This is a genomic window from Psychrosphaera sp. F3M07 (genome assembly GCF_018860345.1).
GTDB lineage: Bacteria > Pseudomonadota > Gammaproteobacteria > Enterobacterales > Alteromonadaceae > Psychrosphaera > Psychrosphaera aquimarina.
In genome coordinates this window covers 53,943-66,343 of sequence record NZ_JAHKPJ010000001.1, presented here as the reverse complement: position 1 = coordinate 66,343, position 12,401 = coordinate 53,943, and the positions used below count along the sequence as shown (strand labels likewise).

Sequence of the window (12,401 nt, the reverse complement as noted above, 5' to 3'; positions counted from 1 at the left end):
ACACATTTCAGGACGAGACAGTTGGCAGATAAAAGGCGAGTTTCCGGCAGATAAAAAGTGTGTAATTTGTGTTGCACCACATACATCTAATTGGGACTTTTTCATTGCCATTTTTGCAGTGTTAGCAATGGACATTAAATTGGTGTGGGGAGCGAAACATCAGATATTTATTTGGCCAATTAAGTCGTTACTTGGCGGGTTAGGGGGCATGCCAATTAATCGAAAACAAGCAGGAGGGGTCGTCGGCCAAATTGTGAATGAATTTAAACAATCGGAGTCTATGGTTTTTGCACTTGCGCCTGAAGGCACCCGTCACCATGTACCAAAGTGGAAAAACGGTTTTTTAAGAATAGCAAAAGAAGCCCAAGTTCCTGTGTATTTGGTACATCTAGATTATAAAAAGAAAGAAATGGGATTTGGCCCAAGTATCGTCGTGGATGATTTGGATGCATCAATGGAATATGTAAGAAACTATTATCGAGCAATCCCGGCTAAACACCCTGACAAAACCAGTTAATGGTGATGTAAACGCGTATATCAACGGGAGTTTTTAAGGGCTTCCGTTATCACTTCCCATCTATTAAATTGGTGTGCTTCAATCTGATTGGGGTCAATATCCTCAACGACGGATTTAGCTTTAGACAACTCTTTTTGCTCTATGTAGAAAGAGGCTAAATATACCTTTGCGTTAATGATAGTGGCTGTTCTGGCATCTTGAATTGCATGAAATACTGCATTTAAATAGTTATCTTCACTTTTTTTAGCATCCCCAAGTACCATATGCATACGAGCTACATGGATATAGAGTGTGGCAATTTGCTGCTCTATCTGTAAGTCGATAGCGTGGTCTAACGAGGTTTGGTAATTTAATAAAGCCTCTTCATTCTGTTTTAAAAAACGATAGCTATGCCCTAAATTACCGTATAATTCTAGTTTTAGGTGTGAGTCTCTACTGCACTTATAGTTTTGTTCTATTTGCTTTAATAAACTAAGGGCTTCTTCATAACGTTTTAAGTTAAGCATCAAATTAGCAATAGTGACCAAACGCATTGGGCTATGGAAGGACTTATTTAAACTGGATAATTCGGCTACCGACTTTTCAATTAATGCGAGTGCTTGTTCTTTTTCGCCATCAATAAGTAACAGCTTTGCTCTATAAATGTTTAAGTAAGAAACAAACATAGGTGGATGACTTAGAACACGTTTTAGTTCGTCTAGCTCTTGTCTTAATAACTTAAATTCTTTTAATGTCATTAAAGAGTCTAATTGCCACAACTTTAAATTGTACCAATTCATTGTGTTTGGCTTGGTATTTTTGAGTTGATTATTAACCCAAGTTAAACAGTTTTTAGAAGGGAGATCACACTCGTTTGCTACTGCAAAAAAAGAGGTGAATAACATGGTCATTGCCAAAAAATAAATAGGATAAATAAACGTAACTTTCAAACTGTAACTATCCTATGACAAATGGGGTAAATGTACGTATTTAGGGTAATAGTGTATCAAATTAAGGATATACTAATATAGCGCTTTTTCCCCTGTTCTATTGATACAAAACAAACTAATTGGTTATGTGTTAGAACATTATAAAATTATCAAGATGATTGGGTGGAATGATAAACCTTATCTTAGATAAACGGCAAAAGTAGATATGCTCACCAAAGGTAGTCTCTTGCGTATGAAGAAACGAATAAATAAATTAACTAAGATATTAATAACGTTAATATTTTCCATCTTAATTGGATGTGCGACAACCAGTGAACAAGCGTTCACCGATGACGATGCAAAAAAACAATACAACATTTGTCAGACCCATAAAAATAGTGTCTGTACCTTAGACTACCATCCGAATAACAATCTAATTGCCAGTTCTGGTTATCATCCTGTTGTTAAAATTTGGCATCGGGAAAATGGTAAAATCTTACATTCTTTACTGCATCCAGCAGGGGTGCCTAGCTTAAGCTTTAGTCATGATGGCCAGTATTTAGCAACCGCAAGTTATGATGCTAATGTACGAATCTGGGATGTAAATTCTGGTGCTTTAGTTAAGACCTTTTCTGGCCACCAAGGCTCGGTGTTTGGTATTGCATTTAGTCCTGATGATCAACATTTAACCAGTGTGAGTGCCGATGATACTGGCAGAATATGGAATGTAAGTTCTGGTGAATATATCGAACTTAAACGTCATCAAGGTGATGTATGGGGAATCGCCTATAGTCACAACGGCCAATGGGTATTAACTGGTGGTGAAGATAATAAGGTTAATATTTGGGATGCCAAAACGGGAAAATATCTCTCTACTTTAAATGAACATTCAGGCGCAGTACTGGCACTTGGGTTTAGCCATAATGATAAATTGTTGGCATCTGGTGGCGACGATTACATCATTAACATTTGGGATACACAAACATGGACTATTTTGAAATCGATTAAACAGCCTATGTATTCAATTTACGGGTTATCTTTTAGCCCTGATGATTCAATCCTTGTAAGTAGCCACAGAGATAAAGGCGTATTTGGTGAACTGTTACAGTATCACTTTGATTACGGTAATGATGGCCAAGATATCACGATTAGGTTTTGGGATGTAAAAACTGGTGATTGCCTACAGCACTTAAATGGCCATAAAGATGATGTAAATAAAGTTGTATTTAGCCCAGATGGTGCAAGGGTTGCCAGCGCTAGTGTGGACGGCTCGGTCATATTATGGGATGTGGACAAAGTTTTAACGCACAAACGTGCCTGCCAAGACGAGTAAATCCCTAATGAACGCCCTCAATGTCGCCATTCTCAAATGATGACCAATTATCCAATGTTAACGTTCAGGTAAAGTTTTTTCACTTATCAGCTGTGTTTAACTCGTTTGTATAACTGACGCGGTTTACCTAAATTTGAAGGGTAACAAGGTTAAATTTTTGGAGATAAAGATGATAAATAAAGTGATTAATTCAATCAGTATGGTAGGTGAGTTTATTTACCAACTTAAACACATATCGGTGAGCCAATGGGATATGGAACACTCAGAGTAGTTAACAAATAGTTTTTCTAGGACAAGTTTACTTTTTTAGACTGTAAATTAATAAACAGTTACAGGTAAATGTCCTAGTATCGGATAGTGGTTTGTCGCCGTTAAACTTATTTTATTATGTATTAATGATAAGAGGTGTTATGAACTATATAAGCGTTATAGAAAGATACCACGATTATAAAAACCCAATTCATGAGCTTATGGCTTCTATTATGGCTGGGGCGTTTGATGAGGCGTTTTTTAACGACGACACAAGTTTAGTCAAGTCGATGAAGTGGTTACGTCACAATTACCCTTTTGTCGATTTAATGTTCACTCTAGATAATCAAGGGGTTCAGCTAAGTCCCAACATATCAAGTAAGTCAATTAGCCATAAAAACTTTGGTGTTGGTAAAGGTGTAGACCGCTCTTATCGACCATACTTTATCAAAGCTAATGATAACGACGGCATTGTGGTTACTGAACCTTACTTATCGACATCCAGTCACAATTTATGTATATCCACGGCACTTAAATATAAAGATAAATCTGGCCACGTGATTGGCTTTTTAGTGTTGGATATTGACTTGGCTCATGCCATTGAGTTTTTGATGGGGGATAACAAACGCAAACGATTTCACCCTTTATTCATCAGTGTTTACTCTTGCATTGTTGTTGGGCTGTTTTGTATTGTTGGTATTTTACTGTATTCGGCGGGCAGTGAAATTGTCAGTTTGTTTATTTCTCCTAGTGCAGAAGAGCTCCAGTCCAAACCTTTTGGCATTATTATATTTTTAACATTGGCATTGGCGATATTTGATTTAGGTAAAACAACGATGGAAGAAGAAGTCTTAATGCAAAAAGACATCTTTAGACACAGCTCAACTCGCAGAACCATCACCCGATTTATTGCTACCATCTTAATCGCAATATCAATCGAAGCCTTATTGTTGATGTTTAAGTCTGTATTAGGGTCGCCAGAGTATTTGTCTAGTGCCGTCGCTATGATGGGGGCATCGGCCGCTTTACTGGTTGGGTTGGGTATTTATGTTTATTTAGGCGCCAAAGCAGAAGTGTTGTTAAAGGGAAATATGTTTCAAAAAGAACTGATTAAGTGAGGTTAAAAACGCCGTTATACAGAGACAGTTATACAACGAAGTTAAACCCGATAACTCGGGCTTAACCTCGTCAGTTGTATCGACTAACGATTAAAAACTATAGGATAAACTCACACTGCCATTAACTGGCGCACCGTAATAACCAACATTATACAAAGTATTAATGTATTTTTCGTCCGTTAGGTTATTAAGGTTAGCTTGTACGTTAAGTTTGTCGCTAATGTCATATCGTGCAAACGCATTAACCAATAAATAAGCGTCTTGTTTGACGTTGTAAGTGGTATTGATAATGTCAGATTGCCATTTACCGCCTAAGCCAACTGTTAATTGTTGTACTTGAGGGACCGTATAATTAAATGTGTAATTTATAACATTTCTAGGTGCCCACTCATTGGTTTTATCACCGGCGTCATTTTCGATATCGATTGAGGTATATCCAAATGTTGTGGTCAGGTTATCAGTGATCTTACCCACTAATTCAAGTTCAAAACCAGTAGATTGAACATTAATACCCGTGTAGTAATAGTTTCCGTTAGCATTTATACCTGCGTAATTAGCTAAGTTATCTTGCTCCGCAGAAAATACCGCAAACGTGGCTAATAAATCATCGTTGAACCATTGGGTTTTGATCCCTGCTTCGAAGTTAACGCCTTTTGTTGGTGCTAAGAAGTAACCATCAAAGTCATACTGTTCTTGCGGTTGGTAAATATCTGAGTAACTAACATATAGATTAATATCGTCATTAATACTGTAAGTTGCGCCAATATACGGGCTTAACTCGCTTTCTTCGTTATCGATCAATACGCCACTGTTGATACCTTCACGGGTAAAATCGATGGCATTAAAACCAGCCACAACAAAAAATGAATCTGAGACGTTAAATTTTGTTGAACCAAAATAACGATTTAAGGTGATATCAATATCAGCATAAAGCGTTCGTTCACCCCAAGTTGGTTCTGGTATCGCATCGAGGGCGTAAGGAAACGCCGGAGCAGGATCCCAACCCGTTAACGCCGCATAATTATGTGAACTACGACTACTCGAAGAACTACTCATGCCTAAGTTTAACTGATGCTCTTTACCAAATAGTGAGAAGTCACCGATTAAATTAATATCAAGTAAGTCAGCGTTAAATTCATCTTCATATCGACCAGGGTAACTGTTCAGTCCTAATCCAGTGGCTTTATCAATAGCGCCATAAACATAAAACAATTTTGAAGGATCTTCCGAAGTACGATTGTTATAAGTTACTTTCGCTTCCCAGTCATTGGTAAAGGTATATGCATATTCGATAAACGCACTGGTGTTTTCAGTATTCCAGCTCGTCCATTCTTGTGTTGGACTGGCACCAGTATGGAACTCAGCTTGAGTACCGTCTGTATAATTAAATACTAACCCACCCCACATGTTGCCGTCAGTATTTGCTTTTTGGTAGGAAAAACCAGCAGCTAATGTAGAGTTTTCAGTGAGCTGTCCATCAACAACACCATATAGATAGGTTCTGTCGTCAGTTAACCCATCAAGATACGACTCTTTATCTTCTATAACAGCAACCACACGAGCTGCCCAACTGCCATTGTCAGTTAATAGTGCAGAATAGTCTGCTTGCAGTCTTTTTAAGTCAAACGAACCAAGCGTAATGCCAACTTCGCCTTGGTTTTCATTGGTTGGACGTTTACGTACATAATTTATAGTACCAGCTGCATTACCAACCCCCGTTAATAAACCATTGGCACCACGTATTACTTCAATTTCGTCATATCCATAGGATTCCATTGCACCTGTCACTATGCCCCAGTTATTTGGCATACCAACACCATCGACTTGGGTGCTTTTAATATCAAAACCACGAGAAGTATAGTTTGTACGGTTGGTTTCATATTCTTCTACAGTCACTCCTGTAGCTAACTTTAACGCGTCATTTAAACTATTTGCACCATAGTTTTTAAGAAGTTCAGATGTGATTACACTGATGGATTGTGGTGTTTCATTCAGCTCCATTGTCAGACCCGTAGCACCTTTACTTGCTTGTTCTGTTCGAGTGCCAACAACAATCACTTTTTCAACGGTGTCTTGATCAATCTTAGTTTCTGAGTTTGCTTCTTGTGCTTGAGCATGGAAGCCCATCGCTAAAACTACCGCAGAAAGTGCAAAATTATGACTCATTTTCATTTTTAGATATTACCTTTGTATATTTTAGGAAGAGTGACGATTTGGCGCAGTATACGTAAAGTTAAATGCTATGTAAATGATAATGATTATCATTTAGGTCTAATTTATTCCATCTTTACTCTAAATGGAAATGATTGTCATTTAGATTTATCTTGAAGTCTTAGCTATCGACAGGATAAGATAGCGCCCCTCATATTTTCTAACTCAATTAAATTAGGTAACAAATGGCAAAGGTAAGTAATCGTTTTTGGTTTCAACTTCATGGTTGGTTTTCATTGCCTATATGGTTAATTTTCTGTTTCATTTGTTTAACGGGCACTATTTCAGTTGTCAGTCATGAATTAACTTGGCTAACAAACCCAGCCGCACGAGCTTTAAATCCTGACGATTTACCAGAAAAACCAATGCCGGAATTAATTTCAATAGTTGAGCAGGCTTACCCAACGGCAAAAGTCAGTACCGCAATGAATTTTGAAGATTACTTAGTTAATGCGGTAATTTTTACTGACAGCGATAAACCCTTCGCAATTGCTTATGTCAATCAGTACACAGGTGAAATTCAAGAGATAAATCAAGGCATGACGTTTATTAATTTTATGCGCTCATTACATGGTTGGTTGTTATTCCCTTGGGAAAGTAATTACAGCATTGGTTATTACCTAGTGTGTTTAATGTCTTTTGTTATGTTGGGGGCGTTGATCACAGGTTTACTTATTTATAAGAAATTCTGGCGCTCGTTCACACAACCCAAAATTAGAACAAACCAAGGTAAAAAAACAGTACTTGCAGATATGCATAGGTTGGCCGGTGTTTGGTCTATTTGGTTTTTACTTGTTATGAGCGTGACTGGATTATGGTACTTAATTCAAGCTGTATTATGGCATGCAGATTACTCTCTGGAAGATCATCCACCATTGGTTTCGGTCGCCCAGTTACCTGCAGTAAAAGACACTCCGGTTCGCCCGCTAACCTTTATGGATGCGTTAGAGATAACTAAGAAAAAATTTCCTGAGTTCAAAAGTACGTATCTTATGCCACCAGAACATTTTAGAGATACTTATAAACTATATGGCGAAGGTGATTTCATCTTCCATGATAAATATGCGTATGGTGTAAGTGTTAATCCATGGAATGGTGATATAGAAAGTGTACGTGAACCTGATCAAATGACTAGTTTACAAACCTTGTCACATATTGCAGATCCTCTGCATTATGGGACGATTGGCGGTATTTGGACCAAGCTTATTTGGTTTCTATTTGGCATATTATTAACTGGTATGTCAATAACAGGCTTTCTAATGTGGGGTACTAGAACGGTGAAAGCCGCTAGAAAAGAAGATACACCTAAAGAACAGGAAACAATGTAATGAACAGTTCAATAACCCGTTTTTTATCTCGCCATAAATACAAACTTAACGGTTTAGTTTTAATCTTACCTTTTTACTTTTTGTATCAGTCGTTATATCCGGTATTTCCGCCAGTGTGGGAAAAACATAAGGTGGGGTCATTCGAAATTGCACCTATGCCTTACAACCTAGATCCGCCATATTTACATGATGGTCATTATACTAAAGATTTTTTTATCATCTTTAGTCAAGGTAGCGTTGAAGATATTCGGCAGGCTTACTTAAATATTGGCACACATGCTTTGTCTTTAGCAGAACTTCAGCAGCATGATGAAGGAATTTTACATGGCAGCCAACATGGTCAAGAAGTACATGGAATTGCCCCAAAAACATTAACTACAGAGCATAAAGTGTGGGTAACCATTGAAGATTGGCAAGGTGATGTGTGGGTAACAAACTGGGAATTACCAAAAGCTCTGATCACAGATTAACTTGAGTTTGTATTATTGAAACAGAAAAAGGCTTGGTGTTGACCAAGCCTTTTTGTTATCTGACTATATGAAATATAGGTAATAGTTTAACCTGTATTACGCATCCCAGTTGCAATACCCGTCATGCTTACCATAAGTAACTGCTCACAAACTGGGTGTTCAGGTTGTTTACGTAAACGTTTTAATGCTTCAATTTGCATTAAATGTAATGGCAGTAAATACGGTTTACGTAAGTTAAAGGACGTTAGGTTCCATTGATCCGTTTCCAACGTTTCAGTTTGTCCTAGTAATTGTAAGCTGAACGCTTTATCTTTTGTGAGCTGGGCTCTTAATGAGTCACCCATAGGTTGAAGCTCAGGATCAACTAAGGTTTGATCGTACAGTTTAGAGATGTCGGTATCTGATTTTAGATACACCATTTCTGTTAGCGAGATACGCGCTCTGAAATAAGCCCAATTATCCAACATGTCTTTAATTACATCCCCTTGAGTTTGGTTAAACTCAGAGATGGTTTGCCCAGATCCTAACCAACTTGGAACCACTAAACGGTTTTGACTCCAAGAAAATATCCATGGAATAGCACGTAATGATTCAATACCACCGTCTGACTTACGTTTACTCGGACGAGAACCTAACGGCAAAGACGAAAGCTCTTGTTCTGGAGTAGCTTGACGGAAATACTTAACAAAATCTTCTTGTTCACACACATAATCACGGTAAACCTCACAGCTACGTTTGGCCATTTTATCCATCAACTGACGCCACGAATCTTTTGGTGCTGGTTGTGGTTTAACTAAGTTAGCTAAAATTGCACTGGCGTATAAATGTAAACTACGAACGGCTAAATTTGGTAAGCCAAATTTAAAACGTATGGTCTCGCCTTGCTCTGTAACGCGTAAGCCACCTTCAAGTGTGCCTGGAGGTTGAGATGCAATCGCCGCATGTGCTGGGCCGCCTCCACGTCCAATTGTGCCACCACGGCCATGGAATAGTTTCAACGTGATCTTATGTTTGGTCGCAACCGCAACTAAGGCTTCTTGCGCTTGGTATTGCGCCCATGCAGCGGCTAATACACCAGCATCTTTGGCCGAGTCGCTATAACCTATCATCACGTGTTGAGCACCTTCAGTGCGTTTTACGTAATCTTTATTGTTTAATAATAAGTCCATTACTTTAGAGGCGTTGTTTAAATCGTCTAACGTTTCAAACAATGGCGCAATAGGCATATCCCAAGTGATGCCGGTGGCTTTCATTAATAAATTAACCGCCAATACATCACTTTGCTGACTGGCCATTGAAATAATATAAATGCCTAACACTTCTTTTGGTTGCTCGGCGATAAAACGATATGTATCTAAGACTTCTTGGGTTTGCGCTGTCCACTCCACCTTTGGTAATAAAGGTCTTGGGTTGTTAATTTCTTGTTGTAAAAACTGACAACGTTTTTCTTCATTCCAAGATAAGTAATCACCTAAACCAAGAGATTCAACGATTTCAGCAATGGTTTGATCGTGAAATTCGCTGTGCTGGCGTACATCCAGTTTAACTAATGAAATGCCAAAACAATGCACTTTACGAATAACATCTAACAACATTGAATTAGCAGCTCGGGTTAAACCAACTTCTAATAAACTTTCTCTACAAGCATACAAAGGTTGTAACAGTTCTTGAGGACTGGCAATAACTCCATCGGTTTGATCATTTTTTAGAAGCTCAATGCTGTGTTCTAGTTTACCAATGGTTTGTTTAATTAGATTTCTATAAGGACCAATACTGTTACTGTCAGCAGCAATAAGCGCATCATTGGCTTTATGCATTGATAGTTCTAGATATAAGTTCTGGAAATCAATTAAATACAACTCAGCAGCTAGTAAACGGGCGGTTAAAATCGCTTTTTTACTTAATTCTGCAGTTACAAATGGATTACCATCACGGTCTCCGGCCATCCAACTAGCCATTGTTATTGGCGTTGCATCAAGTGGCAGCGGTTGTCCGGTCACTTGTTGGCATAATTCATCTAATTCTCTGACGAACTTAGGTACGGCAAACCATAAACTGTCACGGATAGCGTTTAAGCCCCAACGTGATTCATCTAATGGAGTAGGGCGTTGTGGACGAATTTCATTGGTATTCCAAGCTTGCTCTATTAACTCTTCAATACGACCATTTAATTCTGGGCCCGATTGTTCCAACTGTTCTGCGATTTCATGATATTTATGAATGAATGTACGACGGTTCACTTCAGTTGGGTGTGCGGTTAATACTAATTCAATATGTAATTTTTTAATGGCAGCTAAAAACGCTTCTGGTTTTGTGTCACTTAGCTGTTCCTGCAGTGACTCTAGTGGGTGTGGCAAATCCAATTCGGCCAAACCTTGTTCGCTGGTGGTGTGTTGCTGCTCAGCGATATTTGCCAAATTTAAGAATTGGCTGAATGCACGGGCATAAATAAGCAAATCTTGTTCGTCACAAGATTGGAATAAGGTCTTTAATTCTTCAATGGCATACTCTTCTTGAGCTACGCCATCTTTTGCTAAAAGACGAACACGTTCAATGTTGTCTAACCAACGCTGGTCCTTGTCGTTAGCAATAGTTTTACCTAACACTGAACCGAGCGAACGTATATTTTGTGAAATTGTTTCTAACATACTTTTGTTCTCAATAAGATAAGTAACATCATCCTAGAATTAGTTTTAAATAGAGTCTAATATATAAAATTAATTTAATTCATAGATAAAAGTCTATATGCCGTTGAGTGGACAATCCAACAGACAGCCTACGATAAGGCAATTACAATTGGTTCAAGCGTTAGCTCGATACCAAAGCTTGTCTGTGGTGGCCGAAAAGTTACATATCTCGCAACCTTCCGTATCTATACAATTAAAGAACTTAAGTGACTTATTAGGTTTACCGGTTTATCAAATGTTAGGTAGGCAATTAACGTTAACCGACGCAGGTAAAGCGGTGTTAAATAGCGCTAATCAAATTTTTCAAACATTAGATAACTTAAAGACCGATATCGATAATTTACAAGGTGTTGTGACCGGCACTTTATCTATTTCCGTGGTAACCACAGCACAATATTTTCTGCCTTTATTATTGGCTGCCTTTGCCAAACATTACCCACATGTTGATGTTAAGTTAGAGATAGCAAATCGAGATAAAGTCCATGCACGCTTGGCAGACAAACTCGATGACTTTTATTTATTTGGGCAAATGCCACAAAATGTTGAGGTGGTGGAAACGCCGTTTTTGGACAATGAATTAGTCGTGGTAGCGCCAGAACGCCATGAGTTAACTTTGGTACCCAATATTTCATTGGCTCGTTTGAGCCATTACCCTTTTTTGTTAAGGGAAGAGGGCTCTGGAACTCGGGAAGCAACACTCGAACTGTTTAATAAACATGGTTTTGAGTTGCATGAAAAAATGACCATTGCCAGTGGTGAGGCTATAAAACAAGCGGTTGCGGCTGGATTAGGATTGTCTATTTTGAGTAAACATAGTTTGGATTTTGGTATTATGCCGGGTCTTAAAATATTAAAGGTTGAGCATTTTCCAATTCGTAGTAAGTGGCGTTTAGTGCAAAATGCATCCCGTCAACCAACATTGCTAGCCAAAGCGTTTCAGCAATTTATGTTAGACAACGGTGTGCATATTTTAGCCAGTGCCGTGCAAAATAACCCAGAATAATTATTCGTTAATCTGTTGGTTTATCTTGCGGTTTAACTTTAAACACTTTCCTTAAACGAAATGGCGTGGGTTGTTGTTTCCAATTGGTATATTTAGTGTGTACCCCTTTGGATAATGTTTGAAATGTGTTTTCCAAAAAGTCGACACCGACTAAAATAAATACCACGACCAAAGATAATAAAATTGAAGTAGAGTAGTTATTACTCGCAATTGAAACGCCGATGGCGGCTAACACCCAAATTGTTGCTGCCGACGTTACCCCAACCACAGCACCATCTTTGGCTAACATCACCCCAGCGCCTAAAAAACCAACTCCCGTGATGACCTGACCTATGATCCTAGAGGGATCGACGGTAGCAGAGTCAACCACAACATAATTGGCCGTAGCAACAAATACATAAGTACCTAACACGATTAGTGAAGAGGTTCTAATACCAACGGGTTTACCTCTAAATTGCCTCTCAAGGCCGATAATCGTGCCACATAACATTGAGGTGAAAATGCCCATCCAACTATAAGGCGTGATAGTTAATATCTGTTCCATATTGTCCTTGGTGTAATTGATCTAAATACAAAT

General features: G+C 38.4%; 10 protein-coding genes. 6 read left to right on the top strand and 4 right to left on the bottom strand.

Annotation, left to right across the window (positions count from 1 at the left end; genetic code table 11):
- A partial coding sequence (locus KO505_RS00310) for a 1-acyl-sn-glycerol-3-phosphate acyltransferase (RefSeq protein WP_216053436.1) occupies positions 1-517 on the top strand: 517 nt, incomplete at its 5' end.
- A 20-nt stretch (positions 518-537) separates the two neighbouring features.
- On the opposite strand, the gene KO505_RS00305 is transcribed toward KO505_RS00310, so the two are convergent.
- Positions 538-1,446 (bottom strand): tetratricopeptide repeat protein, encoded by a 909-nt coding sequence (locus KO505_RS00305; RefSeq protein WP_216053435.1) that lies wholly within the window; start codon positions 1,444-1,446, stop codon positions 538-540.
- Between the two features lie 232 nt (positions 1,447-1,678).
- On the opposite strand from KO505_RS00305, the gene KO505_RS00300 reads away from it, so the two are divergent.
- Together KO505_RS00300 and KO505_RS00295 are read left to right on the top strand one after the other, a co-directional pair.
- Positions 1,679-2,758, top strand: coding sequence for a WD40 repeat domain-containing protein (locus tag KO505_RS00300; RefSeq protein WP_216053434.1), 1,080 nt, complete (start codon positions 1,679-1,681; stop codon positions 2,756-2,758).
- Positions 2,759-3,168: 410 nt separating this feature from the next.
- Positions 3,169-4,125 carry a PDC sensor domain-containing protein gene (locus KO505_RS00295; RefSeq protein WP_216053433.1) on the top strand — a complete coding sequence of 319 codons (957 nt, stop codon included), beginning with the start codon at positions 3,169-3,171 and terminating at the stop codon, positions 4,123-4,125.
- A 90-nt stretch (positions 4,126-4,215) separates the two neighbouring features.
- Here KO505_RS00295 and KO505_RS00290 read toward each other — a convergent pair whose 3' ends face one another.
- Positions 4,216-6,297 (bottom strand): TonB-dependent siderophore receptor, encoded by a 2,082-nt coding sequence (locus KO505_RS00290; RefSeq protein ID WP_216053432.1) that lies wholly within the window; start codon positions 6,295-6,297, stop codon positions 4,216-4,218.
- A 224-nt stretch (positions 6,298-6,521) separates the two neighbouring features.
- Here KO505_RS00290 and KO505_RS00285 point away from each other — a divergent pair, with 224 nt between their 5' ends.
- Complete coding sequence (locus KO505_RS00285; RefSeq protein WP_216053431.1) at positions 6,522-7,664, top strand: PepSY domain-containing protein; 1,143 nt, start codon at positions 6,522-6,524, stop codon at positions 7,662-7,664.
- On the top strand, positions 7,664-8,134 hold the full coding sequence (locus KO505_RS00280) for a hypothetical protein (protein ID WP_216053430.1): 471 nt from the start codon (positions 7,664-7,666) through the stop codon (positions 8,132-8,134). The genes KO505_RS00285 and KO505_RS00280 overlap by 1 nt, the downstream gene beginning before the upstream one ends.
- Positions 8,135-8,220: 86 nt before the next feature.
- Here KO505_RS00280 and ppc read toward each other — a convergent pair whose 3' ends face one another.
- Positions 8,221-10,782: a phosphoenolpyruvate carboxylase gene (gene ppc / locus KO505_RS00275; RefSeq protein ID WP_216053429.1), complete on the bottom strand. Its 2,562-nt coding sequence runs from the start codon at positions 10,780-10,782 to the stop codon at positions 8,221-8,223.
- A gap of 97 nt (positions 10,783-10,879) precedes the next feature.
- Between ppc and KO505_RS00270 the strand changes: the two genes are divergently transcribed.
- Positions 10,880-11,824 carry a LysR family transcriptional regulator gene (locus KO505_RS00270; protein WP_256447626.1) on the top strand — a complete coding sequence of 315 codons (945 nt, stop codon included), beginning with the start codon at positions 10,880-10,882 and terminating at the stop codon, positions 11,822-11,824.
- Positions 11,825-11,831: 7 nt separating this feature from the next.
- On the opposite strand, the gene KO505_RS00265 is transcribed toward KO505_RS00270, so the two are convergent.
- Positions 11,832-12,368 carry an MgtC/SapB family protein gene (locus KO505_RS00265; RefSeq protein WP_216053427.1) on the bottom strand — a complete coding sequence of 179 codons (537 nt, stop codon included), beginning with the start codon at positions 12,366-12,368 and terminating at the stop codon, positions 11,832-11,834.
- Positions 12,369-12,401 lie beyond the last annotated feature (33 nt).

What these genes read in the sequence shown, in the direction of transcription:
- KO505_RS00300 (WP_216053434.1), top strand. Translation starts at nt 1,679, where the DNA reads ATGAAGAAACGAATAAATAAATTAACTAAGATATTAATAACGTTAATA.
- KO505_RS00295 (WP_216053433.1), top strand. Translation starts at nt 3,169, where the DNA reads ATGAACTATATAAGCGTTATAGAAAGATACCACGATTATAAAAACCCA.
- KO505_RS00290 (WP_216053432.1), bottom strand. Translation starts at nt 6,297, where the DNA reads ATGAAAATGAGTCATAATTTTGCACTTTCTGCGGTAGTTTTAGCGATG.
- KO505_RS00285 (WP_216053431.1), top strand. Translation starts at nt 6,522, where the DNA reads ATGGCAAAGGTAAGTAATCGTTTTTGGTTTCAACTTCATGGTTGGTTT.
- KO505_RS00280 (WP_216053430.1), top strand. Translation starts at nt 7,664, where the DNA reads ATGAACAGTTCAATAACCCGTTTTTTATCTCGCCATAAATACAAACTT.
- ppc (WP_216053429.1), bottom strand. Translation starts at nt 10,782, where the DNA reads ATGTTAGAAACAATTTCACAAAATATACGTTCGCTCGGTTCAGTGTTA.
- KO505_RS00270 (WP_256447626.1), top strand. Translation starts at nt 10,880, where the DNA reads ATGCCGTTGAGTGGACAATCCAACAGACAGCCTACGATAAGGCAATTA.
- KO505_RS00265 (WP_216053427.1), bottom strand. Translation starts at nt 12,368, where the DNA reads ATGGAACAGATATTAACTATCACGCCTTATAGTTGGATGGGCATTTTC.